The organism is Colwellia sp. C1TZA3 (assembly GCF_007954265.1).
In the GTDB taxonomy this organism is placed as follows: Bacteria; Pseudomonadota; Gammaproteobacteria; order Enterobacterales; family Alteromonadaceae; genus Cognaticolwellia.
In genome coordinates, this window is the sequence record NZ_VOLS01000033.1 from 1 (window position 1) to 25,045 (window position 25,045).

At 38.3% G+C, this 25,045-nt stretch carries 18 protein-coding genes, 12 tRNA genes and 1 pseudogene; 19 read left to right on the forward strand and 12 right to left on the reverse strand.

Annotated features, from left to right (window positions below; all coding sequences use genetic code 11):
* Window positions 1-239 (forward strand): hypothetical protein (locus tag ESZ39_RS18055; protein WP_223270351.1); only part of this gene is annotated, 239 nt, incomplete at its 5' end.
* Here ESZ39_RS18055 and ESZ39_RS18375 read toward each other — a convergent pair.
* Window positions 236-520 (reverse strand): annotated as a pseudogene (locus ESZ39_RS18375) (hypothetical protein); the annotation flags it as partial. The gene ESZ39_RS18055 and the pseudogene ESZ39_RS18375 sit on opposite strands and share 4 nt — an antisense overlap.
* Window positions 521-793: 273 nt before the next feature.
* On the opposite strand from ESZ39_RS18375, the gene ESZ39_RS10825 reads away from it, so the two are divergent.
* Window positions 794-1,231, forward strand: coding sequence for a hypothetical protein (locus ESZ39_RS10825; protein WP_146879925.1), 438 nt, complete (start codon window positions 794-796; stop codon window positions 1,229-1,231).
* A gap of 220 nt (window positions 1,232-1,451) precedes the next feature.
* Here the strand turns inward: ESZ39_RS10825 and ESZ39_RS18380 are convergent, their stop codons facing one another.
* From ESZ39_RS18380 to ESZ39_RS10875, 10 genes are all read right to left on the reverse strand, one after another.
* Window positions 1,452-1,556, reverse strand: a complete 105-nt coding sequence (locus tag ESZ39_RS18380; protein WP_223270354.1) for a DUF2789 family protein — start codon at window positions 1,554-1,556, stop codon at window positions 1,452-1,454.
* Between the two features lie 70 nt (window positions 1,557-1,626).
* On the reverse strand, window positions 1,627-2,238 hold the full coding sequence (locus ESZ39_RS10835) for a paraquat-inducible protein A (protein ID WP_317615710.1): 612 nt from the start codon (window positions 2,236-2,238) through the stop codon (window positions 1,627-1,629).
* A gap of 43 nt (window positions 2,239-2,281) precedes the next feature.
* A complete protein-coding gene (yfbR, locus tag ESZ39_RS10840; protein ID WP_146879926.1) occupies window positions 2,282-2,887 on the reverse strand; it encodes a 5'-deoxynucleotidase in 606 nt (201 codons plus the stop codon).
* A 9-nt stretch (window positions 2,888-2,896) separates the two neighbouring features.
* Window positions 2,897-4,123 (reverse strand): pyridoxal phosphate-dependent aminotransferase, encoded by a 1,227-nt coding sequence (locus ESZ39_RS10845; protein WP_146879927.1) that lies wholly within the window; start codon window positions 4,121-4,123, stop codon window positions 2,897-2,899.
* Between the two features lie 771 nt (window positions 4,124-4,894).
* On the reverse strand, window positions 4,895-6,604 hold the full coding sequence (locus tag ESZ39_RS10850) for a proline--tRNA ligase (RefSeq protein WP_146879928.1): 1,710 nt from the start codon (window positions 6,602-6,604) through the stop codon (window positions 4,895-4,897).
* 962 nt (window positions 6,605-7,566) lie between these two features.
* Window positions 7,567-7,962 carry an RNA-binding S4 domain-containing protein gene (locus tag ESZ39_RS10855; RefSeq protein ID WP_146879929.1) on the reverse strand — a complete coding sequence of 132 codons (396 nt, stop codon included), beginning with the start codon at window positions 7,960-7,962 and terminating at the stop codon, window positions 7,567-7,569.
* 843 nt (window positions 7,963-8,805) lie between these two features.
* Window positions 8,806-8,881 (reverse strand) — tRNA-Val (locus tag ESZ39_RS10860).
* A 31-nt stretch (window positions 8,882-8,912) separates the two neighbouring features.
* Window positions 8,913-8,988: transfer RNA gene (locus ESZ39_RS10865), tRNA-Val, on the reverse strand.
* Between the two features lie 31 nt (window positions 8,989-9,019).
* Window positions 9,020-9,095 (reverse strand) — tRNA-Val (locus tag ESZ39_RS10870).
* Between the two features lie 31 nt (window positions 9,096-9,126).
* Window positions 9,127-9,202 (reverse strand) — tRNA-Val (locus ESZ39_RS10875).
* A gap of 276 nt (window positions 9,203-9,478) precedes the next feature.
* On the opposite strand from ESZ39_RS10875, the gene gltX reads away from it, so the two are divergent.
* Window positions 9,479-10,891, forward strand: a complete 1,413-nt coding sequence (gltX, locus tag ESZ39_RS10880; RefSeq protein WP_146879930.1) for a glutamate--tRNA ligase — start codon at window positions 9,479-9,481, stop codon at window positions 10,889-10,891.
* 828 nt (window positions 10,892-11,719) lie between these two features.
* Here the strand turns inward: gltX and fabA are convergent.
* Window positions 11,720-12,235 carry a 3-hydroxyacyl-[acyl-carrier-protein] dehydratase FabA gene (gene fabA / locus ESZ39_RS10885; RefSeq protein WP_146879931.1) on the reverse strand — a complete coding sequence of 172 codons (516 nt, stop codon included), beginning with the start codon at window positions 12,233-12,235 and terminating at the stop codon, window positions 11,720-11,722.
* A 178-nt stretch (window positions 12,236-12,413) separates the two neighbouring features.
* Between fabA and ESZ39_RS10890 the strand changes: the two genes are divergently transcribed.
* From ESZ39_RS10890 to ESZ39_RS10965, 16 genes are all read left to right on the forward strand, one after another.
* Window positions 12,414-12,668, forward strand: coding sequence for a hypothetical protein (locus ESZ39_RS10890; protein WP_191321763.1), 255 nt, complete (start codon window positions 12,414-12,416; stop codon window positions 12,666-12,668).
* 137 nt (window positions 12,669-12,805) lie between these two features.
* Window positions 12,806-13,450: a UvrY/SirA/GacA family response regulator transcription factor gene (gene uvrY, locus ESZ39_RS10895; RefSeq protein ID WP_146879933.1), complete on the forward strand. Its 645-nt coding sequence runs from the start codon at window positions 12,806-12,808 to the stop codon at window positions 13,448-13,450.
* 2 nt (window positions 13,451-13,452) lie between these two features.
* Window positions 13,453-15,306, forward strand: a complete 1,854-nt coding sequence (gene uvrC / locus ESZ39_RS10900; protein WP_146879934.1) for an excinuclease ABC subunit UvrC — start codon at window positions 13,453-13,455, stop codon at window positions 15,304-15,306.
* 74 nt (window positions 15,307-15,380) lie between these two features.
* On the forward strand, window positions 15,381-15,965 hold the full coding sequence (gene pgsA, locus ESZ39_RS10905; RefSeq protein WP_146879935.1) for a CDP-diacylglycerol--glycerol-3-phosphate 3-phosphatidyltransferase: 585 nt from the start codon (window positions 15,381-15,383) through the stop codon (window positions 15,963-15,965).
* 131 nt (window positions 15,966-16,096) lie between these two features.
* Window positions 16,097-16,172 (forward strand) — tRNA-Gly (locus ESZ39_RS10910).
* 70 nt (window positions 16,173-16,242) lie between these two features.
* Window positions 16,243-16,316, forward strand: a tRNA-Cys gene (locus ESZ39_RS10915).
* A gap of 4 nt (window positions 16,317-16,320) precedes the next feature.
* A tRNA-Leu gene (locus tag ESZ39_RS10920) sits at window positions 16,321-16,407 on the forward strand.
* Window positions 16,408-16,472: 65 nt separating this feature from the next.
* Window positions 16,473-16,548 (forward strand) — tRNA-Gly (locus ESZ39_RS10925).
* A 77-nt stretch (window positions 16,549-16,625) separates the two neighbouring features.
* Window positions 16,626-16,701, forward strand: a tRNA-Gly gene (locus ESZ39_RS10930).
* Between the two features lie 59 nt (window positions 16,702-16,760).
* Window positions 16,761-16,847, forward strand: a tRNA-Leu gene (locus tag ESZ39_RS10935).
* Window positions 16,848-16,900: 53 nt separating this feature from the next.
* Window positions 16,901-16,976 (forward strand) — tRNA-Gly (locus ESZ39_RS10940).
* A 60-nt stretch (window positions 16,977-17,036) separates the two neighbouring features.
* Window positions 17,037-17,123: transfer RNA gene (locus tag ESZ39_RS10945), tRNA-Leu, on the forward strand.
* Window positions 17,124-17,850: 727 nt separating this feature from the next.
* The gene (locus tag ESZ39_RS10950; RefSeq protein ID WP_146879936.1) at window positions 17,851-19,200 is read left to right on the forward strand and encodes an MFS transporter; all 1,350 of its coding nucleotides are present in this window, start codon (window positions 17,851-17,853) and stop codon (window positions 19,198-19,200) included.
* 387 nt (window positions 19,201-19,587) lie between these two features.
* Entirely contained in the window at window positions 19,588-21,987 is a 2,400-nt protein-coding gene (locus ESZ39_RS10955) for a TonB-dependent receptor (RefSeq protein ID WP_146879937.1), read from the forward strand.
* Between the two features lie 125 nt (window positions 21,988-22,112).
* Window positions 22,113-24,089 (forward strand): tetratricopeptide repeat-containing sulfotransferase family protein, encoded by a 1,977-nt coding sequence (locus ESZ39_RS10960; protein ID WP_146879938.1) that lies wholly within the window; start codon window positions 22,113-22,115, stop codon window positions 24,087-24,089.
* A 62-nt stretch (window positions 24,090-24,151) separates the two neighbouring features.
* Window positions 24,152-24,913: a glycerophosphodiester phosphodiesterase gene (locus tag ESZ39_RS10965; protein WP_223270352.1), complete on the forward strand. Its 762-nt coding sequence runs from the start codon at window positions 24,152-24,154 to the stop codon at window positions 24,911-24,913.
* The last annotated feature ends 132 nt before the right edge of the window (window positions 24,914-25,045 follow it).

Sequence of the window (25,045 nt, forward strand, 5' to 3'; positions counted from 1 at the left end):
TCCCAATAGCCAGCTATTGCTCAATCGAGCGCCTTACCTTGAATTATTTTTCCTGCGCACAACAAGATCACAAACTTAATGGAACTGGTATAATACCAATCCCATTAAGTTATTGCTCACTTGTACTAGTTAAAATAGCTCAAGGCTGTGTTGCTCTCACTCCCAATAGCCAGCTATTGCTCAATAGAGCGCCTTACCTTGAATTATTTTTCCTGCGCACAACAAGATCACAAACTTAATGGAACTGGTATAATTCATCATAATGTTGAATCGTAATGTTATTTTTAGTCAAGACAACAACTTTCGATAGCGAGAGAGGGCCAATATATTCAACATCATTGGCAATAGTATTGTTTTTGAAAATAAAGGCTAAATCGAGTTGTCCAGTTTTCAAGGAGTGTATAATTCTAGCGTATGGGTAAGAAGCTAACGCAAGCTTTACCTTGATATTTTTGGTTACCTCTTTTATTGCAATAACACCTACGCCTGTGCACTCTGGATCCTGAGAAAAGCTATTAAATGGCGGAAAGGGGGGGGGACGCTAATGTTCAGCGTATTATCGTCAGCATATGAAAATTTATTAGTCATAGCTAGCATTAAAAAAATAAGGCTTAAAATGTGATTACTTATAAACCGTGTTTCCAAAGTGACTCAGTTATCAAATTGACCTATAGCAGATTGTAATATTTTTTGTGATTTTATAACATGATTTTTATGGCTTTTTAAAACAGAGTTAGCTTACTGCCATCGTAAGCTGTATATTATACTTTCTTTTATTTCACTTGGTTCTTTTATGTTACAAATTCACGGCCGTTGGAAAATAAAGGTTACTGATAAAGTACTTATGCAGTGGTTTGCAGATTCTTGGAATGAAGAAGCTATTATTGCTTATGTAAAAGAATTTAAAATAGCGGCAGCACCCTTGATTGGCAGTGATTGGGCAATAATTTCTATTTTTGAACAATGGGAGTTAGGTACACCAGAAATAGAACAACATGTAACTGAACTTTGTCAGTGGTTTAAAGAACAGGGTTGTATTAAAGACTGCCATGTTTATCAACCTAGTTCAGTAAAAGAAATGCAATTGGAAAAAATGATACCAAACACAGGTATGGGATACGATCGTTGTGTTTTTGACCATTTAAATGAAGCAATGTTATGGCTTGACGCCGAAGGTTTTACTTTAAATCAGCCGCAATTTTTACATGAGATCATAACATCACGTACTTAGTTTAAATAACTAAACAAACCATGTTATTTACTATTAAATAGAAATAACTTTAGCAATATAAGAACCTAGGAAATGGTAAAGTTTTTATGAGTTATCATTAGTGAAAAGCTTAATAAATAAAAAACCAACTTCAGCGACCACTTTTCTACCTATTCAAGTTATGCACTTACTATTTGACTCCAAGACTCCAAAAATCAGCATCAGCAAGTGCTTGATTTACCTAGATACCAGGGTTAGATACAATAAAAATCTCTATTTCTTCATTACTATTTTTAATACCCAACTGAGCGAATAAACTTGTCATATTGTGGGGTGAAAGATCGATAAAATACTCCTATGTTAAGTGCTTAAGTATCGTAACTATAGAAGAACTTACTCTGTATTATGCAATAGTTCTAATTTATCACAGTGTCCGCTGATGTTGAGGGCGATAGCTTTTTGGTCTTTGTGTTAATACTACTGTTACTAATAGTTGTACCTAATAAAGATAATAGGCAATAGCTAGTAAAGTAATAAAAGCCTGGTTCTAATGCGGATAATGTTTCGCTGCTGACAATAAAATCTAACTTAAAACCAAATAAAGCTAATTGTTGTGCTGCTGCGGTTTCAGCGTGATTGGTTGATAGTACCGCAAGAAAAATTGCCACAACAAAAACGTCAGCCATTGACCATTTGCCAATTTTGCTAATAAATTTATAAACCGTAATTTCTAATCCAGAGTGCTTATTTGCGTAAGCAATACTAAGTAAAATAAATTTTAACACCGGTATTGAAATAGAAAAGGTAAAAATTAATAGCGCAACTAACAAGCGTTCATCTTGCCAAAGCTCTTGTATGGTTTGTAACAACGACAAGTTTTTATCAATGATTGTATTAGTGATTTTTGCACCACTGATATTGGCTGTCATAGCCATATTGAGTGAGAACATTGGCAATAATATACCTGGAATAAATAATACCATAGCAATAAGGTTAAAGAAAAAACCTAAATGTTTTTTAATCATCATATTATAAATTATTCCAAAATAAATTAAGAGCGGTAGTTCATGACTATTTTTTAACTTGAACTTCGGTTAGTTTATCAACGGTTGCTGAGCATGACTGCAGAAAAACATCCATAAAATAGGCGACTTCAGGCATTTGCTGTTTAATTGTTTCTAGTTTCAATTCTAAGCGTTCTTTTACATGGTCAAACTCATGATTTTGATGGTTTAATTCATCAAGCGCTTTAATATAAGCCACTAAAATATCAGCTGCTTTGACAATTTTTTTGTATTGAACATCCACATTATCTTGCACAATAATATCAGCAAACATGGCTTGAAACTCTTCAGGTAAAGACTGAAGACATTGTTTTTCAGCTATATATTCGATTTTTTTAAACTCGCGAGCAATTTCAGGATTGGCGTATTTTGTCGGGCTAACAATATCACCAAAACGGGTTTCACTGGCTTCATGATAAAGCGCGACAGTAGCTACTTTATCAGCATTAATGTTGCCGGAAAATTTTTTATTCTTAATTACAGCCAGCAAATGGGCGACAATGGCCACTTGGTGAGAATGCTCTGCAACATTTTCTGGTTTAACACAAAACATCAACGACCAACGTTTAATTAGTGGCATTCTGAACATCCAAGCGAGAAAAGTACTTTGCATTATATAACCTTATTCACTTGCTGATTGACGGTAGGTACGGAAAAAATTGCCTAGTTTTTCTAATGCAGGTTTTAATTCGTCGACATGAGGGAGAAACACTAAACGAAAGTAATTGTCTTGCTTGATATTAAAAGCACGACCGTGCACCAAGAGTATTTTTTCTTGCTTAAGTAAATCTAAAATCATTTTTTCATCATCATGGATATTAAATTTTTCTTGGTCTACTTTAACAAACAAATATAAAGCGCCCATTGCTGGATTACACGAAAGACCATCAATTTTGTTGATCATTTCATGCGCAAGGTTACGTTGTTTTAATAAGCGGCCATCATTTTGAATTAATTCATTAATGCTTTGATAGCCGCCAAGTGCGGTTTGAATAGCATGTTGACAAGGCACATTGGCACACAAGCGCATTGAAGAGAGAATATCTAAGCCTTTTAAATAATCTTCGGCATGAATTTTAGGACCAGTAATGACCATCCAACCGGCACGAAAGCCTGCGATACGATAGTTTTTAGACAAACCACCCATAGTGATGATTAAAACATCGGTAGCTAATCTTGCCGTTGGAATATGTTGTGCTTGGTCATAGAGAATTTTATCGTATATTTCATCACTGAATATAATCAAGTTATGTTCACGCGCAAGTTCGATTACACCTTGAAGTAATTCTTCGCTATAAACCGCACCAGTAGGATTATTGGGGTTGATCAAAACAATAGCTTTGGTTTTTGACGATATTTTGCTCGCGATATCATCTAAGTCTGGAAACCACTGATTCTCTTCATCACAATGATAATGTATAGGCTCACCACCAGACAAGGCAACAGCGGCGGTCCATAATGGATAATCAGGTGCTGGAATAAGCACTTCATCGCCATTATTTAACAAGCCTTGCATAGCCATAACAATGAGTTCGCTGACGCCGTTGCCGATATAAATGTCGTCAACACTGACATCTAAAATGCCTTGTTGTTGAAAATACTGCATAACCGCTACGCGCGCAGTATAAATTCCCTTCGACTCACAGTAACCTTGGGCTGTTGGTAGATTGCGAATAACATCTTTTAAAATATCATCAGGCGCTTCAAAACCAAAGGGAGCAGGGTTGCCAATATTAAGTTTTAAAATTTTATAGCCTTCATCTTCTAAACGTTTGGCTTCGGCGGCAACTTGTCCACGAATTTCGTAGTAGACGTTTTTTAATTTTGAAGATTTGGTGATAGTTTTCATAATGGCAGTCTTATAAATGATAAAAGTGAATTAACGTTATTGTCATCGTTAAAAGAAAATCAAGCTAAACATAAAGCTATAGTTATTGTAAAACGCATTTTATAACAACCTTATTAAGTTATTACCGACTTGCGCTAGTCAAAATAGCCTAAGGTGCTGCTCACATGGAGGTGAGTACTTAGGTTTTGTCTGGAACTAAAAACCTGTGCTCACATGGAGGTGAGTACTTAGGTTTTGTCTGCACACAATAAGTTCAAAAAATTAACAGCGCGGGCATTACATTCTTTTGCTTAAGTCTATTGTTGCGAATATTGCTTAACTTTGAAACAGTTACTTGTAAGTTTTTTATAATAAATCATTAATAACTATATCATCTTGTTATTATGATTGTGTGTTTGGCTGTTTATTCGTTAATAATAAGTTTTGATCAGGAAAATTAATCAATAGTATGACCGAGTGCTTTATTGGCATACCTGCTATTTTTTGTGCTAAAGCTAGTAATACCAATCCCATTAAGTTATTGCTCACTTGTATTAGTTAAAATAGCTCAAGGCTGTGTTGCTCTCACTCCCAATAGCCAGCTATTGCTCAATCGAGCGCCTTACCTTGAATTATTTTTCCTGTGCACAACAAGATCACAAACTTAATGGAACTGGTATAACATAACCAGACTTGAATCTAAGAGATAAAAAAACGGCTTTGCATAAACTGCAAAGCCGTTGTTATATTTATATATGTATGACATTTATCGCTAAGTTAGCGAGTGCATGATTAGGTAAATAAAGACATAACATCGGCTATTGCCAACATAGACTTCTCACCAGTAATACGATTTTTCACTTCAATTTCTTGGTTGTCGAGATTACGTTCACCAATAATAAGTAAGAGTGGTGTACCAATTAATTCATGATCGGCAAACATAACACCAGGGCGTTCTTTGCGATCATCAAAAATAACTTCTATGCCAACAGTTTGTAATTGCTCATATAACGCTTCTGCGGTTTCTTTAACGCGCGCTGACTTTGCCATGTTCATTGGCACAATCGCCACTTGATAAGGAGCAATAGCGGCAGGCCATTTAATACCGTATTTATCATGATTTTGTTCGATTGCGGCGGCAACGATACGTGAAACGCCAATACCATAACAACCCATAGTTAAAGTTTGGTTTTTACCGTTTTCTGTTAACACACCACAGCTCATGGTTTGAGCATATTTTTCACCTAGTTGGAAAATATGACCCACTTCAATACCACGCTTAATAACAATACTACCTTGGCCACAAGGGCTAGGGTCACCGGCTACCACATTACGTAAGTCGGTAACGCTGTAGTTTTGTGCGTCACGATCCCAGTTTACGCCGGTTAAGTGCATGTCACTTTTATTTGCGCCACAAACAAAGTCGGCTAAATGCGCTGCACTTCGGTCAACAATAACATCAATAGTTAAGCCAACTGGACCGATTGAGCCGGCACTACAACCAGCGATTGCTAAAATTTGTTCGTCAGTGGCAAAAGTTAAGGGCGAAGCAATTTGTGCTAAGTTTTCGACCTTAACTTCATTTAACTGATGATCACCACGCAACACTAAAGCAACAAGAGGGGCTTTATTTGCTTTTGTTGCTACGCCAACGACTAACAATGTTTTAACAGTATGGCTTGCATCAACAGATAAAAATGTAGCAAGGTCTTCTATTGTGCGCACATTAGGTGTTGAAACTTCTGCTAAATTCTGTATTGCTGCAGGTCGTTCACCTGTTGGTGCTAGCGCTTCTGCTTTTTCTACGTTTGCAGCAAAATCGCTGACATCACTAAAGGCGATGTCATCTTCGCCTGAATCGGCTAAAACGTGAAATTCATGTGACGCTTCACCACCAATAGCGCCGGTATCAGCAATCACTGGACGGTAATCTAAGCCTAAACGGTCGAAAATACGACAATAGGCATCAAACATCGCCTGATATGTTTTTTTCAAGCACTCTTCGCCTAAATGAAAAGAGTAAGCATCTTTCATTAAAAACTCACGCCCACGCATTACGCCAAAACGAGGACGAATCTCATCACGGAATTTTGTCTGAATTTGAAACAGGTTCAATGGCAGTTGTTTGTAACTACTAATTTCGTTACTAACCAGTTTAGTAATGACTTCTTCATGCGTTGGACCTAAAACAAAAGCGCGGTTATGACGGTCATTTAAACGTAATAACTCGGGGCCGTAGTCTTCCCAGCGGCCCGACTCTTCCCATAAATCAGCGGGCTGAACCATCGGCATTAGTACTTCTAATGCACCCGCTCGTTCCATTTCCTCACGCACAATGTTTTCAACTTTACGAAGTACCTTTAAACCTGTCGGCAACCAAGTATATAAACCTGATGCGACATTACGCACTAAACCAGCACGTAACATTAATTGATGACTGATAACTTCAGCATTAGCAGGGGTTTCTTTCAAAGTTGAAAGTAAATATTGGCTTGTACGCATTGAGAAAAAATTCCATTAATAAACAAGTATAAAATATAACGCTTATTCTAGCAGGGCAATTTCAGCCACAAAAGGTTTAAATCGCGCCAATAGGTAAAATTGTTTATAAATGAGGATTAACAACGGTTAATACCCTTAAGCACTTGTTGTTTTTTGCTCATACCGTCATTGAACAGTAATTTTCCACTGAGTTCTAATAGGCCACAATGGTCTATAGTAGCCATTTTGCTATAGGTGATTTGTCATTTATTGGTATCGATATTATAGCGCCAGATTTTATTACTGGGCCTTGATGGTTCGTCATCATAATCTATGCTGTTATAATTATAGGGATTATTACTACCGGCAATAAAAATAATCTCTTTTGCGTTCGATGTGTTATTTATCGTCTCTTTTGCCGCCATAAGATATCGTGATTACTCAGCTGGATTTAGCTATATACCACGAAATTTCACTTGGACTCAGCAGATTTCTCTTCTGCAGTAGCAGGCGCTTAGTGTCGACATGTCTAGCAAGATAAATAACAGTGAAACTCATAATTATTATATCTCTTTGTTAGCGAGTAACGTTCACATTAAGATTAGCAAACCATTACCAGTATTATAAATTTCAGATAAAAACAAAGCTCTTAATGGTACGTGAACAGAAAATTTTGCCTAATGTTAAAGGCTTTTAAATATTTAACGCAAAACTGTTGATTAACTTTTACGACATTGAGGACTTAGGCTATTTAGAACTCAAGGGTTACTACAATACCTATTGGATTAGGCTGAAAAATAGGTATTGTGAAAGATTGCTGTAAATTGACCTTAGAAGTATGGGGGAGGTAATGTGGGAAAAAAAATTTGGCTTTGGTCGTCGTCAGCTTGTTCCTGAAATGGAACAAGAAATTTTTTTGGCAAAAATTTATAAATGCATTCACTCTTAACTATAGAAAATCAGCCTGGATTGAGGCACTGTATTTAAAAAGAAATAGGTTTACGCTTTGAGCGGGGGGTGTCAGTTACTTGAACGGTTTGTGTTTTTTCATTAATATTAGATTTTTTCTTTTTAGCTTTTTTAAACGCGCTCTGTTTGGTTAAAGTTGCTGCTACTTGTTTTTTAGTCGTTAGCGGTAATTCATCTTTGCCGAGTTTAACAACATTAACCTGAATAATTTCACTGTTAAATTCTATAATATCAGCGTGATAAACTTTTTTGCGCTTTTGAAATTCTACTTCGTTATTCAATAGTACATATCCCTCACTAATTACTATTTTAGCTTCACCGCCACCACTCACCATATTCGCTATTTTTAGTAATTTACAAAGTTCGATAGGCTGTGTAGAAACATCAATAAGCGGAAAATTTGAAGGCATGTAGGTCTGTTCTTGTAGTTAATGAAAAAGCTAATTATATCTTAGTTTTTTTGCGATGTCGTTGTCGTATTAGCCAGAACTGCGAGTAAAATGAGTAATTAAGAAAATTGTTAATGCTTAATTGATGCTCAGAGAATATTAAAACCTTATTGATGACATTTAGTTGTGACTATGGCGGTGAAGTTGAATAGGTCATGACATATAAAATATTTTAGCTGTACTAGCAATGTTGAGCCATGAACGATGTGACACTACATAAATGCTGACGATACAGAACTTAAACCGATAACCCTGCGCGGGTGATAAAGAGGAGAAGGTGCTTTAACGTTTACTTTTGGATTAAGTGCTAATTAAGAAATTTAATAAGCAATAAAGGTGGTGGACGATATTGGGTTTGAACTAATGACTCGGCGCGGGTGATAAAGAGGAGAAGGTGCTTTAACGTTTACTTTTGGATTAAGTGCTAATTAAGAAATTTAATAAGCAATAAAGGTGGTGGACGATATTGGGTTTGAACTAATGACTCGGCGCGGGTGATAAAGAGGAGAAGGTGTTTTAACGTTTACTTTTGGGTTAAGTGTTACCAAAAAATTTAATAAGCAATAAAGATGGTGGACGATACTGGGTTTGAACTAATGACTCGGCGCGGGTGATAAAGAGGAGAAGGTGTTTTAACGTTTACTTTTGGATTAAGTGCTAATTAAGAAATTTAATAATAAATAAAAATGGTGGACGATATTGGGTTTGAACTAGTGACTTGGCGCGGGTGATAAAGAGGAGAAAGTGCTTTAACGTTTACTTTTGGGTTAAGTGTTAACTAAGAAATTTAATAAGAAATAAATATGGTGGACGATACTGGGCTTGAACCAGTGACCCCCGCCTTGTAAGGGCGGTGCTCTCCCAACTGAGCTAATCGTCCATTTTGGTTTTGCTTCTATATGGTATAGAAGTGGTGGACGATACTGGGCTTGAACCAGTGACCCCCGCCTTGTAAGGGCGGTGCTCTCCCAACTGAGCTAATCGTCCATTTTGGTTTTGCTTCTATATGGTATAGAAGTGGTGGACGATACTGGGCTTGAACCAGTGACCCCCGCCTTGTAAGGGCGGTGCTCTCCCAACTGAGCTAATCGTCCATTTTGGTTTTGCTTCTATATGGCATAGAAGTGGTGGACGATACTGGGCTTGAACCAGTGACCCCCGCCTTGTAAGGGCGGTGCTCTCCCAACTGAGCTAATCGTCCTTCTCTGTGGGGGCGTATTATAGGGAGATCAAAAAAGCTGTCAACCAAAACTCAGTAATTATTTATATTTTTTTTAACTATTTAGCTTGAATGCTTTAAATTTCGACAGACTGGTGGTTTTGTGAACTTTATTTTTATTTATAATCTTAGGTTGTCAGGATATTTAACGCGCTAAAGGTGTATTTCATGCGTGTGCCTGATAAAATATAGCAACTTTTTTAATAACCTTTGTTTAATTTGCTGATTTAAGCAAATAGATATTTCATTGAGACTTATATGACTTTAACAACTCGATTCGCCCCTAGCCCTACGGGATATTTACATGTTGGTGGTGCTCGTACTGCTTTATATAGTTGGCTCTATGCTCAAAAAAATGGCGGTGACTTTATTCTTCGAATAGAAGACACCGATATAGAGCGTTCAACACAAGCATCAGTTGACGCTATTATGGACGGCATGAACTGGTTAAACTTACCATGGACTCATGGCCCTTATTTTCAAACGCAACGCTTTGATCGTTATAAAGAGGTGATTGAGCAACTATTAACATCAGGTAACGCTTATCGTTGTTACAGCACAGCTGAAGAAGTTGACACAATGCGTGCCGAGGCTAAAGAGAAAGGTGAAATCGAAAAATATAATGGTTTATGGCGTGAGCGCACGGATTATCCAGAAGATAAACCTTATGCTATTCGTTTTAAAAACCCACTAGACGGCGACGTCGTAATTAAAGATATGGTTAAAGGTGACATTACCATTAGCAATGAGCAACTTGATGATTTAATCATTGCTCGCTCAGATGGTACACCGACTTATAACCTAACGGTTGTTGTTGATGATTGGGATATGAAAGTATCTCATGTGGTTCGTGGTGATGACCATATCAGTAATACGCCAAAACAAATTAATATCTTAAAAGCATTAGGCGCAACCGTACCTGAATATGCTCATATCCCGATGATATTAGGTGATGACGGCAAGCGTTTATCAAAACGTCATGGCGCTGTGGGTGTAATGCAATATCGTGATGACGGTTACTTACCAGAAGCACTACTGAACTATTTAGTTCGTTTGGGCTGGTCACATGGCGATAAAGAAATTTTTTCACGTGAAGAAATGATTGAGTTATTTGATCTTAAGGATTGTAATCGAGCCGCTTCAGGCTTTAATACTGACAAACTTATTTGGGTTAATCAGCATTACATGAAAACACTAGATCCCATTTATGTTGCCTCTCATCTTGCGTGGCATATGAGCGATCAAGGTATCAATGTTGAAAATGGCCCAGCCCTTGAAGAAATCGTTAAAGTACAAGCGGATAGAGTGAAAACATTAAAAGAAATGGCACAAATCAGCCGATATTTTTATGAGGATTTTACTGAGCTTGATGCTGGCGCGGTGAAAAAACATTTACGCCCAGTAGTAAAAGCACCCTTGTTGTTAGTCAAAGATAAATTAGCGGCTTTGACTGATTGGTCACCTGCACCTATTCATGCTGCGATTAATGATACGGCAACAGAGCTGGAAGTAGGCATGGGTAAAGTGGGCATGCCATTGCGCGTTGCTGCCACGGGTGGTGGTAATTCACCTTCTCTGGATATTACTTTGGCGTTGTTAGACCAACAAAAGGTTTTGGCTAGAATTGATCAAGCGATTGCTGTGGTTGATGCACGTATTGCTAATGCTTAACGTTAAAGTGTTTTAAAAATTTAGACAAACAAGCGCCAGCTTAATTGCTGGCTTTTTATGCTTAGGATTTTATACCAATCCCATTAAGTTATTGCTCACTTGTACTAGTTAAAATAGCTCAAGGCTGTGTTGCTCTCACTCCCAATAGCCAGCTATTGCTCAATCGAGCGCCTTACCTTGAATTATTTTTCCTGCGCACAACAAGATCACAAACTTAATGGAACTGGTATTAGATACTTTTGATGGTTAAGAAGTTTTAGGAATTTAAGCGACTTTAGAACTTTAAGGGATTTTAGCACCGAGGACACCGAGGCGCTGTGCGCTTCACTGAGAAGTGATTAGTGAAAGTGATTTTTTTGTTGAACCTTTAGATTAATGTTTTGCTTTTCCTCATTCAGTCCTCATTCTTTTCTTTCTGTGAATGTTTTTCTGTGAATTTTTTTAAGATTTACAGGGAGGAAAGAATAAGAAAAGAATGAGTAAGTACTGAAAGAATTTAATGCAGGTAAATTTATATTGGCTAAGACATTACCTTAATATTTTTGCTTTTCTCTGTGTGGACGAAGTCTCTCTGTGCCCTCGGTGGTGAATGTTTTTTTGTTTTATCGCTTTTGGTTTTGTATGAGAGTGAGTTAAGAGCTTTAAGAGATTTTACCACTGAGGACACCGAGGCGCTGCGCGTTTCAATGAGAAGTGATTAATGAAAGTGATTTTTTTGTTGGACCTTTACTTTACTATTTTTGTTTTTTTCTGTGTTTAAATTTTAAATTTAGAGAGCCAGTCTAATTGACGGGCTCTCTAGTACTGCAGTATTTATCAAATACTAAATTAAAACTTAGTGGTATCTGTAAATAAACCTACTTTTAAATCTTTTGCTGTGTAGATCACACGACCATCAACAGCAACGGTACCGTCAGCAATACCCATAAATAATTTACGCTTAATAACGCGTTTTAAGGTGATTGTGTAAGTGACTTTTTTCGCTGTTGGCAGAATTTGTCCGGTAAACTTGACTTCTCCGACACCTAAAGCTCTGCCATGACCTGGACCACCTGACCATGCTAAGAAAAACCCAGTTAATTGCCACATAGCGTCTAAGCCAAGACAACCTGGCATAACAGGGTCACCTTTAAAGTGACAATTAAAAAACCAAAGGTCTGGGTTTATGTCTAATTCGGCGATAATTTCGCCTTTGCCATGCTCGCCACCATCATCATTGATGCTAACAATTCTATCCATCATTAACATGTTGTCAGAGGGTAACTGGCTGTTGCCAGGACCAAACATTTCACCAGTACCTGCTTTTACTAGGTCTTCTTTTGAGAACGAATTTTGTTGTTCCATGAGATCACTTATAGATTTATTGATAATTTCAAAAACGTTACTTTAGCTAACACTTGTACGCTAAACAACTCCGAACAGTTAAATAAATTTATATATGACTTAACAAATTCAAAATAATTTGTAAGAATTGGTTAGTTATAACAACTAATATTTTAAACGTTTAATAGGTAAGGTATTGATGGATATAAAAAAGAAAGCATTAACTAATGCTGAAAAACAAAAGCGTTATCGTGAACGACAAAAAGATCGCGGTAAAAAAGAAATGCGGGGTTATCTGTCACCAGAAGCGCAAGAATGTTACGAGTTGATTGTCCAGCAAACAAAATGGAATGACAGTATTATTTTAAGTAATGCGCTGCGTTTGACTTACGCAGCATATAAAAATGGCCAAATTGGTTTGCTAAATAACTGGCTAAATAAAAACGAGCTATAATCATGGCTTAAACAACACTGATTGAGGAAAAAAATTAGAAAAAAAGCAAGAATTTATATTGTGTTAGAGACCAATTCTCTATATTATTTTTATTAATTCTGATGCTTTTTATAAAGTAAAAATAAGGTGATTTTCCGTTGATAAATGTTTTGTTAGTTGATGACCATGAGTTGGTTCGTACTGGAATACGAAAAATCCTAGACGAAGTAAAAGGACTTAAGGTGATTGGTGAAGCTAAAACAGGCGAGGAAGCCGTGCAATTTTGTCGTAAAGTTGAGCCTAATGTTGTTCTTATGGACATGAACATGCCAGGTATTGGCGGTTTGGAAGCGACGAAAAAAATTATTCGTTATGCGCCTGATGTCAAAGTTATCGTTTTAACGGTTTATTGCACTGACCCGATTCCGACCAAAGTGATGCAAATTGGTGCGGCAGGTTATCTGACGAAAGGTGCTGGTCCTGATGAAATGATCAATGCAATTCGTGCCGTAAATAGTGGTCAACGCTACATAACACCAGAGATTGCCCAGCAAATGGCGTTAAGCCAATTTAAATCCCCAGATGAAAATCCTTTCAGTAGTTTGTCTGAACGTGAATTGCAAATCATGTTGATGATTACGCGTGGTGAAAAAGTACCTGATATCTCACAACAATTAGTGCTAAGTACTAAAACCATTAACAGCTATCGCTATCGTATGTTCGATAAGCTCAATGTCGGTAACGATGTTGAACTAACACATTTGGCTATTCGCCACGGTATGCTAAAAACTGAAGTGCTATAGCATTGTCTGATAATATCTTATCGAATGGTGAAAGCTCATTTGATCATAAAGCCTTCCTAGCGGCAGTTTCTGAACAAGCTGGGGTTTATCGCATGTACAACATAGCCCAAACAGTGATCTATGTTGGTAAAGCTAAGCAGCTAAAAAAACGCTTAGCGAGTTATTTTCGCAAAGATGTCGGCAGTAATAAAACTCGCGCACTGGTTAAACAAATTTCTGCTATTGACGTTACCGTAACCCATACGGAAGGTGAAGCGCTGATCCTTGAAAATAATTATATTAAGAAGTACCAGCCAAAATATAATATTTTACTGCGCGACGACAAAACCTATCCCTATTTACTGATCACCGATCACAAACACCCAAAATTAGGTTTACACCGCGGCGGGAAAAAAGTTAAAGGCGATTACTTTGGCCCATACCCAACGGTAGGTGCTGTCTGGGAGAGTTTACGCTTAATGCAAAAACTTTTCCCACTAAGACAGTGCGAAGACAGTTACTATCGCGCCCGAAGTCGACCATGCTTACAGCATCAGTTAGGCCGATGTTCAGCACCTTGTGTAGATAAAATATCGCCAACAGATTATCAAAAGCAAGTGCAGCTAGCTAAATTGTTTCTCAAGGGCAAAAGCTCGATTGTGATTGAACATCTAGTCGAGAATATGGAAAACGCCAGTAAAACGCTCAATTTTGAACATGCGGCAAAATACCGAGACCAAATCGCGACCTTAAGAAAAGTTCAGCAGCAGCAGTTTGTCAGTGGCTCTGCCGCAGAAATGGATGTTATCGGGCTTCATCGTCATAAGTCTCAAGCTTGTATTCACCTATTATTTGTTAGAGAGCATAAAATATTAGGCAGTAAAAGTTATTTCCCCACCGTGCCTGTCGATACTAGTGATGCCGAAATAATGGCTGCTTTTATCAGCCAACATTATATTGGTAATGAACTTAACTTAGGCGCTATCCCAAAAGAAATTATTATCCCTGAGGCCATTGACAACCAACAAGACATCGTTCAGGTCATCAGTGCCCAAGCAGAGCATGATGTAAAAATATCGCATAATGTTCGCACCGAGCGCGCGCAATACCTTAAATTAGCGTGTACAAATGCTGCAACGGCTTTAATGACGAAAAATTCTCATAAAGAATCAATGCAGGCAAGATTCGTCGCATTAAATGAAGTGTTTGAATTAACCAATGGCATATCACGGATTGAATGTTTTGACATTAGCCACACTATGGGACAACAAACCGTCGCGTCAAATGTGGTGTTTAATCAAGAAGGGCCATTAAAAAGTGACTATCGGCGTTACAACGTGCATGGCATCACGCCAGGTGATGACTACGCCGCCATGGCATTTGCTTTAGACAAACGCTATAGCAAAGTAACCAGTGAAGAAAAAATGCCTGACATTATTTTTATCGATGGCGGTAAAGGGCAGTTAGCAAAAGCAGAAGATTTTTTTGCTGGCGTAGATAAAGTAAAAACACCATTGTTGGTCGGGGTTGCTAAAGGTGAGTCAAGAAAACCGGGGTTAGAAACCTTAATATTAGCCGGTAGTCATCAACTAATATCTTTACCGGCCACCTCACCGGCGCTGCATCTGGTACAACATATACGAGATGAGTCGCATCGGTTCGCCATCACGGGACACCGAGCAAAACGACAAAAAGCCAGTAAAAAATCAACATTAGAAGATATTCCAGGAATAGGGGCTAAGAAAAGACAAGCACTGTTGCAATATTTAGGTGGCTTACAAGAAGTATTAAAGGCAGATAGAGCCACGCTAGAAAAAGTGCCGGGTATCAGTAAATTATTGGCAGAAAATATTTATAACGCCTTGCATGACAATTAACTCACAATCTGTGTAAAATGTCTTTTACTTCGATGCAATTTTAATTAGTTAACGATAAGAATATAAGACATATTATGTGGACAATCCCCAACCAAATTACTTTATTTAGAATTGTTTTAATCCCGGTTTTTATCGTGGTGTTTTATTTACCGGTGTCATGGAACCATTTTGGTGCCTTTGTTGTTTTTTGGTTTGCCGCTGTTAGTGACGCCCTTGATGGTTATTTAGCAAGAAAACTTAATCAATCATCTGCTTTTGGTGCTTTTATTGACCCCGTTGCTGACAAGTTAATGGTGGTTGCTGCGCTAGTGATTTTGATTCAAGACTTACAAGTTTGGTGGATATCGATATCAGCAATATTAATGATTGCGCGCGAAATATTTATTAGTGCTTTACGTGAGTTTATGTCTTCACGGGGTAAAAGAGAAATAATAGCTGTTTCACAAATGGGTAAATATAAAACTGCCACGCAAATGTTAGGAATTATGGGATTAATTTGGTATCCAACTTATGATATCCCATTAATTTTATTTGAATTTCCACATGAAATACTGCTTTTTGCGGCTTTTAGTTTTTATGCTATCGCCACTGTGCTTACTTTTTGGTCAATGGTGATTTATTTTAAAGCCGCTTGGCCAGAGCTAAGTAAGTTAAACTAGCTGTTTTTAGTTAAAAAAACACCATATTAGTCGCTTTTTGAGCAGTCAAAATAAAATTGATATTAAAGGGTTGACTCATAAATTTTTCAATGTAGAATGCGTTTCCAGTTGACAGGGAGTCAGCAGATGAAGCGGCTGTAGCTCAGCTGGTAGAGCATCACGTTGCCAACGTGAATGTCACGAGTTCGAGTCTCGTCAGCCGCTCCAATTTCTCTTTAAGAGAAAATATAGGGAATACTATCTACTGGTAGTGAATGAAAGTAGTGTTGATGTAATTGGCGGGTTGGCAGAGTGGCTATGCAGCGGATTGCAAATCCGTGTACCTCGGTTCGACTCCGGGACCCGCCTCCACATTGCCCGAGTGGTGGAATTGGTAGACACAAGGGATTTAAAATCCCTCGCTTGTAAGAGTGTGCCGGTTCAAGTCCGGCCTCGGGTACCATTTCATTAGTGCAGTAATGGTATAAATACATATTGACGTATGTATGGATTAAATTTAAAAATGAAGCGGCTGTAGCTCAGCTGGTAGAGCATCACGTTGCCAACGTGAATGTCACGAGTTCGAGTCTCGTCAGCCGCTCCAAATTTTAAATAAGTTAAAAATCTTAATTTTTGTTATAAGCTTTTATTCTAGGCTTTATTATAAATTAGGAACATGAAGCGGCTGTAGCTCAGCTGGTAGAGCATCACGTTGCCAACGTGAATGTCACGAGTTCGAGTCTCGTCAGCCGCTCCAAAAACGATAGTTTACTATCAAAGTAGGGTCCCAATCTTTACTATAAAAATACTCTCGTTGCCCGAGTGGTGGAATTGGTAGACACAAGGGATTTAAAATCCCTCGCTTGTAAGAGTGTGCCGGTTCAAGTCCGGCCTCGGGTACCATTATTGATTAACGTCAGTTAGATGTATTATATTATAAAGTAAAGTAATTCGAAGCGGCTGTAGCTCAGCTGGTAGAGCATCACGTTGCCAACGTGAATGTCACGAGTTCGAGTCTCGTCAGCCGCTCCAAATCTGATAGTTTACTATCAAAGTAGGGTTCCAATCTCTACTATAAAAAAAGCTCTCGTTGCCCGAGTGGTGGAATTGGTAGACACAAGGGATTTAAAATCCCTCGCTTGTAAGAGTGTGCCGGTTCAAGTCCGGCCTCGGGTACCATCTTCTACTTTGCGTTCTGCTAAGTAAATTTAAAAATCCCCATAGTAATTAAAATTTTACTAATACCGTTTGTGTGAAAATTTTTAATTTCACCTCTGCAATACCCACTGACTATATTTTTTATTAATATTTTAACAGTTTTAATGGCTTAAATAGTTGTTTAAGTTCATCTTTCATAAGCTCTCTACGCACAAGTTCATCAATATTTGTATCAGCACAAATTTTAATGTTTAGCTATTAAACACGAAAATAAAAATTTAGTAATTCTTTTCGTTTACGCAACTTAAATTTATTACTACAGCTCACAATATTTTTATATATTGTCGACAGTAAAAACTGAAGTCTTCTAACCAAAATCTTACCCATAGAAATAGTACTGACAGAAATTTCCTTATTTTGCTTAAGTCTAGTATCATCCCACGCTGAGTGTTTATGCGTAAATTTGACGTAATACCAAATTGATTAATTATCTGCTCATTTTTAATGGTTAAAATAAAAAACTACAGCGTTATAAAATTTATAAGTAGAGTAACTACTTACTAAATTTTATGTCTTGTATTTCTTTATTTTCCCTCATTAAAAAGTAGACCACTTAATTAATCAAATTGGTATAAGCTACTGAGCAACATAGTCTCGTTTAAACAATAATAATAACAATTAACCCCCAACAGAGCTTTAGTTTTATAGCAGCTCAGTTAACTATATTGCAACAGTTCACAGAGAATTTATGTCTAATCGACCCCCAAAGCAATTAAATATTATTATCGCCATGTATCTTGGTTATGCCGCCATGATGATCTGTCGTCAAATGGTTACTATTCTAAGTCCTGCAATGCTTGCCGATGACACCTTAGGCTTAACGAAAACAAATCTTGGTGACTTTGCCGCTTATGGCACCTTAGGTGCGCTGGTGGGGAAACTCATTTGGGGGCCTCTTGCTGATGTCATTGGTGGGCGCTTTACTTTTTTAATTGGCATTTTTCTTACCGCGCTGTTTGTAATTGCCTTTGGACTTTCACCTAATGTAATGGCTTTTACTGTTTTTTCATTTTTGCTTTACTGCACAAAGTCTTCAGGCTGGCCAGGTATGACTAAACTGGTGGGTGAATGGTATCATCCTCATCATTATGGGCGGGTGTGGAGTATTATTTCCACTAGCTCTAGATTTAGTGTGGTGTTAGCTACTTTATTTTTCGGTTGGTTATTGAGCTTTATGCATTGGCGCTCAGTTGCCTTCATCGCTGCAGCTTTCGCACTGGTTATATTTATTGGTTGTTATTTCTTCCTAAAAGAAAAACCTGAAAACCCAAATTTTTTCAGAGAAAATGAAAATGAAAATACTGACACTAGTGCTGAAGGTATCGCCCTAGCAAAAGCTTCAAAACAGGCCATTGACAACAAATACAACCACCCACTTCAAGGCACAAGCATGATGGCCGGTATGCTAGCATTTGTTAAAAGTCCCAGAGTTTGGCTAGTAGTGCTGATGTTAATGATGCTTACTTGTATGATGGCTTTTCTAGATTTTGTTGCGGTTTACCTTATGGAAACTTACCAATTATCACCTTCACAGGCAGCAATGGCTTCTACTATATTTCCCATTGGCTCTTTAGCTGGACTCTTAGCTTCAATTGCATTTTATGACCGCTTTTCAAAAAAGGGCATCCGAACAGTATTAACTATAGCGATGACGCTTAGTTTATTGAGTGTACTTACCTTAAAATATTTATCTTGGTTTGATCTGAGTGTTGAAGTGAATTACATGGTGGCACTGAGCGCAATTTTCTTATTCGCTTTTTCAATTTCTCCAGCTTATTATTTACCTATGTCAATATTCTCTATTGAATATGGTGGACCGCATAGCGCAAAACTGGTGAGCCTTATTGATGCTTTTGGTTTTGCAGCCAGTGCGACATTTGCTTTTATCGGTGGAAGGTTGGCCGATAGTGCGGGTGGTTGGTCCAGCTTTATGAATATGCTTATATTGATTTCAGCTGTTGGTATTATTTCTGTTTGGGCATTTATGCATGCAGAATATAAAGCGGCAAAGTCAGGAGAAGCCTTAATTAAGCGCTGATCAGGTAAGTTGCTTAATATTTATAAAAATATTATCGCTACCCGCCTGAGTAATCCTGGCGGGTGGTTCAAAAAATAACTTCTTCTTAATTGATTCTTTTCACCGAAGATTACTGTTTATTTTGCCTATATTCGGTAATCTTTCAAATATTGTAGTATGCTGTAGCGTCAAAATTTCTGCTATATTAAAAAATGAAGCTATATAACAGATAATTTCTAAGCGACAGCCGTCTTCGCATCACTCTGACGGTCTGTTGTTAAGAGGCAAAAGGATGTCGCTGTTGATAAGCGCTTTGCTTCAAAATTAATATATTAATTTACTTAGCACCAATTAAAACTGACTAAGTCGCAGGAAGATAATCAACGAAGATAATCAACGAGGATACCTATGTATCATAAGAACAGACCAGTTAAAACCGCATTGACTATGGCAATCGCTCTTGCACTAAGTAATGGCGCCGTTCAAGCCCAAGAAAAGAGTAAAGCAGAAGACAAGAAAGTGGAGACTGAACGTCAGATCGAAACGATAGTCGTTACTTCAACTCGCCGTGCAGAGAACCAACAAACGGTTCCGCTTGCTGTACAGACAATGAGTGGTGCAAAACTTCAAGAGCTAGGCATTGATAGCTTTGAAGATTACATTGCATTGTTACCTGGTGTTAGCTCTGAAGGTCAAGGGCCTGGTAAACAAGAAACATATATCCGTGGTGTATCCGCGGGCCGTTCTGATGTCAGACTTGCTGGCATTGGAGGCGAGCCAAGTGTCGCCTTTTATCTTGATGAAGCACCCATTACTACTTCCGGTCGTAATATCGATTTATATGCAGTTGATCTACAACGCATTGAAGTTTTAAAAGGTCCTCAAGGCACATTATTTGGGGCTAGTTCACAGGCAGGTACCGTACGTCTTATTACCAATAAACCAGTATTAGACGAATTCAGGGCCGGTGGTGAAGTAGGTATGTCATCTACCAAAAGTGGTGGCATTAGTAATAAAACTGAAGGTTATCTCAATATTCCCATTGTAGACGATACCTTTGCAATACGCGTTGCTGCTTATAATTCTACTGATGGTGGCTTTATTGATAATGCCCTTACCACGACGACATTACCATTGACTAATCCAGGATTAGCTGGCGGCGTACCTTCATCTCGACAAGTAGTTAGTAACTCTACACTGGCAAAAGATGATTACAATGAAGCGACATACCGAGGCATGAGAGTCAGTGCATTATGGCAAATCAATAACGATTGGGATTTGTTAATACAGCACACAAACCAACAGCTTGATACAGAAGGTTCTTTCGAATATGACCCGGCTATTAGTACAGAAGACGACTTAAATGCCTCGACTTTTTCTCCCACTGAAGGGGATGATAAGGTAGACCTCACTCAATGGACGGTGAATGGCATGATGGGCGGGCTTGAAGTTATTTATAACGGCTCGTTCACTAACCGAACATTCCAAGGTAATACTGATTATACCGCTTATATAGAAATAGGCCCTTACGTTCCTTACTACACTTGTAGCTACCCTGGTTATGATGAATGCTTTAGTCCTGTAATGACCACTTCTGAACAATTTGAAACAGAGCGTGTTGTGCATGAAATTCGTGTTGCAACTAATGCCGAAGACCGTTTTAGAGCAATCGGTGGTGTTTTTTATGATGATCAGCAACTTAATACTTTAACCGATTTCACCTACGCGGGTTCTATTGCAGCAGGTTTCTCACCAAACTTTCCAATACCGGGCGCTTTTACTAACACAGATGGCAGTGCTCGACCTCCTGGTGTAACCTATTTCAATGATTACCAAACAGATCGTGAAGAGCTGTCGGTATTTGGTGAACTTGCTTATGATGTTACCGACGATGTTACCGTAACCGTAGGTGCCCGTCGCTACGAGATTGAAATGGGCTTAATGGGACAATCGTCTAATGGTCAACGGGCGTCTGGACCAGAAGCTGATAATGGAACAAATGTAGATGCAAGACTGGCCGGTTTGACGCCTAATACGATATCAGGAACCATCTATAAAGCTAACATACGCTGGAAAATGAATGCTGATACGATGTTCTATGGTACCTATTCAGAAGGCTTTAGAGGCGGTGGATTCAACCGTTCAGCTGGCACGGGCGGCATTCCGGCTACTTTTGATACCGATGATGTCGTTAGTGTTGAATTGGGTTGGAAAACGGCATGGCTAAATAACACATTACGCTTTAATGGCGCTGTATATAATGTGGACTTTAGTGACATGCAACAAGGTGTTCTTGACCTTAGTATCGCCAATAACTCATTCTTTGACAATGTTGGATCGTCCGAAATCAATGGTGCTGAATTTGAACTTGATTGGGCTGCGACCGGTAACATTGATCTTTTTGGCTCATTTAGTTATATCGATTCAGAATTGACCTATATTCCAAATACATTGGTAAACATCACCCCTGTAGGGTCAAACCTGCCTTACGCACCAGAAAGTGAAGGCGTTATTGGCGGACGTTACTATCAAGAAATCGGCGATTTTTCTGCTGTTTTTCAAGGCGTTTTCAAGTGGACAGACTCACGTTTTAATAGCCTAGTTGCTGCTGACCGTGTCGAGTTACCATCTTATACTCAGGTTAACCTGTCAGCCTCTATCGGCAAAGATGATTGGAAAGCAACACTCTTTATTGACAATGCTACCGACTCTCTTGGCCAAGTTGCCGCAGGTTCAGCTGATAACGTCTTTAGGGTTTCGCCCACAAGACCTCGTACTATTGGTTTTAGAATAAGCTATGATTATTAGCATTTGACCTTATTTTAAAGTATTTTAAGATAAGTTAGGGTCGGCGTTTAATAACGCCGACCTATTTTTTTCTGGACCTTTATAAATAATATCAATTGTATCTTGATATTTACCGAGACATTATTTTGCCAAATCAATTAAAAAACCTCCAACCTGACCAAGTTATTAAACAGTGTCAACTCTTGATTAAGAAAGGCCACTTAAGCCAAGCATCTGCAAACCTTAAAGATATGCTGGTGGAAAATTTAGGCCATATTGAAGGTATTTATTGTCTTGCCGTCTGTCAGCGTAAACAACAAAAACATAACCAGGCTATGGCAAGTCTGGACCAAATTCTTGTCAAACAACCGGATCATGGCAGGGCGCATCAAGAGCAAGGTTATATTCACAAAGCAATGGCGAACACTAGCCAAGCGATAGCGTCCTTTGAAAAAGCGGTTGCCTTAAATCCAGCATTGTTTGGTAGTTGGCGCGTACTCGCTGATCAACCTGACTATCCAATGCGTCAAGAAGCTAAAAAACGTGTTGATTGGCTCTCTAGCTTGCCACCGGCATTGGTGTCTGTTTCTAGCCTAATATACCAAAAACAATTACACCGGGCAGAATGGCTCTGTCGTCACTTTCTCAAAGACAATCCGCACCAACCAGAAGCTATGCGCTTACTGGCAGAGTTAGGGACAAAATTTCAAATTCTTGACGATGCGGAATTCTTATTAGCCAGCTGCCTTGAATTTGAACCAAACTATAAAAGGGCTCGTTTAGATTACGTTCATGTTTTGCATAAGCGACAAAAATTTCATAAAGCACTTGAACAAGCAAAAATTTTGTTAGATTCAGATCCAACAAATTCAAATTTTAAAATTGGTCTTGGCAATGCGCAACAAGCAACGGGAGATTTTGAAGCGGCTGTCAGTACCTTTGAAAGTGTATTGCATAACAACTTAGACAATTATTCAATATATCTAACACTCGGTCATGCTTTAAAAACAATGGGCCGTGTTGAAGACGCGATCAACGCGTACCGTAAAAGCTATGATCTTAGACCTGATTTTGGCGATGCGTTTTGGAGTTTGGCTAATTTAAAAACTTATCGATTTACAGCGGATGAACGTCAGCAAATGCGGGATCAGGAAGCAAGCGCAACAACCGCCATAAACGATAAAATTCACTTCTGCTTTGCCCTTGGTAAAGACCTAGAAGACAGCAAACACTTTGACGAAGCTTTCTCTTTTTACCATCGCGGCAACAAGTTAAAAAGTGAGCAAGACCAATTTGATAGTAAATCCCTGGAGTTATCGTTTGAATTTCAGAAAAATAATTTTGATGCCGCTTTTTTTAAACGTAATAAACAGGCGGGATACTCTGCTCCTGACCCAATATTTATTGTCGGATTACCAAGGGCGGGTTCAACACTTTTAGAACAAATTCTCTCTTCACACTCACAGGTTGATGGCACGATGGAGTTGGCCAATATTATTGGCTTAGCACACCGCCTGAATGGACGAAAAGCCACGCAGGACAAGCCTAAATATCCTAGCATCCTAGAAGACATATCAGCTGATGAGCTGACTAAAATGGGTAAGCGTTACATTGAAGACACCCAGCATCACCGCCAAGGAGCCGTGTTTTTCATCGACAAGATGCCAAACAACTTTAGACATATTGCTCTTATCCATTTGATCCTCCCTAACGCCAAAATTATTGATGCCAGGCGTGATGCCTTATCTTGTTGTTTTAGCGGTTATAAACAACTATTCGGCGAAGGCCAACAGTTTTCTTATGATCTTGAAGATATTGGCAATTACTATCGCAATTATGTTGAGATAATGGACCATTGGGACAAAGCATTACCAGGTAAGATTTTACGGGTACAATATGAAGATGTGGTGGCAGATTTAGACACTCAGGTTCGGCGTATATTGGACTACTGTGGTTTGCCTTTTGAACAGGCTTGTATTGATTTTCACACTAATAAACGTGCTGTTCGTACACCAAGTTCTGAGCAGGTGCGCCAACCCATTTATCAAAGTGGCCTTGAACAATGGCGCAACTATGAGTCACATCTAGGGCCCCTGAAAAAAGCATTAAGCAAGACCAAGTAAGGCTCAAATAATCAAGCGTTGCATTTTCTTTATCGGCATTAACTGTCAATAAAGAAGCAGCGGTGTCTGAAATTAACAAGCTGCTTTTCAAACCCGTTAAATATTACTATATAGAGAATACAGAGGAATCAATTTTGGCTAAAAAAGTACTAAAAATAGGACATCGTGGCGCAATGGGACATGAGCCAGAAAACACGATAAGGTCTTTTAAAAAAGCAATAGCGTTAAATGTTGATGCGATAGAGTTAGACGTATACGTATGCAAGACAGGTGAGCTTGTCGTTATCCATGACGATAAAGTAGACAGAACAACCAATGGTGTTGGCTATACCGAAGATAAAACTTTTGCAGAGTTAAGGCAACTAGACGCCGGAAAAGGTGAACTTATCCCAACGCTTGAAGAAGTCTTAGACTTTGTTGATAAAAGAGTAATTGTAAACATAGAACTAAAGGGAAGAAAAACAGCAATTGCAACGTATCAAGTCATAGATAAATATATTAAAAAAAATGCCTGGTCAGCGCTTGATTTTATGGTGTCTTCATTCGATCATCACGAATTAAATAAATTTAAACAGCTATCTCCCCAAATACCTGTTGGTGCTTTGATTGATGGGATTCCTCTTTCTTATTCCGATTGTGCGGTTGAACTTAATGCGCAGTCGATTAATTTAAGTTTAGATTTTATTAACCAGGACTTCGTCAATCACGCACATAACAACGGTTTAAAAGTTTATGTCTATACGGTTAATGACTATGATGATATTGCCAAAGTGGCAAAATTAAATGTTGATGGTATTTTTTGTAATTTTCCAGAAAGACTATAATGAAGACAATATTATATCTGAGCCTAAATGTGATATTAAGCGATATAATAAGGCAGAATTACCTATGAGCTGTTTTGTAAAAAACAATATTGTATAAGTCTTGCAATGCTCAATTTCTCCAAAACCAGAATA

Bases quoted from the DNA above. Each gene is read 5' to 3' on its own strand.
- ESZ39_RS10825 (WP_146879925.1), top strand. From the start codon at position 794: ATGTTACAAATTCACGGCCGTTGGAAAATAAAGGTTACTGATAAAGTA.
- ESZ39_RS10835 (WP_317615710.1), bottom strand. From the start codon at position 2,238: ATGATGATTAAAAAACATTTAGGTTTTTTCTTTAACCTTATTGCTATG.
- yfbR (WP_146879926.1), bottom strand. From the start codon at position 2,887: ATGCAAAGTACTTTTCTCGCTTGGATGTTCAGAATGCCACTAATTAAA.
- ESZ39_RS10845 (WP_146879927.1), bottom strand. From the start codon at position 4,123: ATGAAAACTATCACCAAATCTTCAAAATTAAAAAACGTCTACTACGAA.
- ESZ39_RS10850 (WP_146879928.1), bottom strand. From the start codon at position 6,604: ATGCGTACAAGCCAATATTTACTTTCAACTTTGAAAGAAACCCCTGCT.
- ESZ39_RS10855 (WP_146879929.1), bottom strand. From the start codon at position 7,962: ATGCCTTCAAATTTTCCGCTTATTGATGTTTCTACACAGCCTATCGAA.
- gltX (WP_146879930.1), top strand. From the start codon at position 9,479: ATGACTTTAACAACTCGATTCGCCCCTAGCCCTACGGGATATTTACAT.
- fabA (WP_146879931.1), bottom strand. From the start codon at position 12,235: ATGGAACAACAAAATTCGTTCTCAAAAGAAGACCTAGTAAAAGCAGGT.
- ESZ39_RS10890 (WP_191321763.1), top strand. From the start codon at position 12,414: ATGGATATAAAAAAGAAAGCATTAACTAATGCTGAAAAACAAAAGCGT.
- pgsA (WP_146879935.1), top strand. From the start codon at position 15,381: ATGTGGACAATCCCCAACCAAATTACTTTATTTAGAATTGTTTTAATC.
- ESZ39_RS10950 (WP_146879936.1), top strand. From the start codon at position 17,851: ATGTCTAATCGACCCCCAAAGCAATTAAATATTATTATCGCCATGTAT.
- ESZ39_RS10955 (WP_146879937.1), top strand. From the start codon at position 19,588: ATGTATCATAAGAACAGACCAGTTAAAACCGCATTGACTATGGCAATC.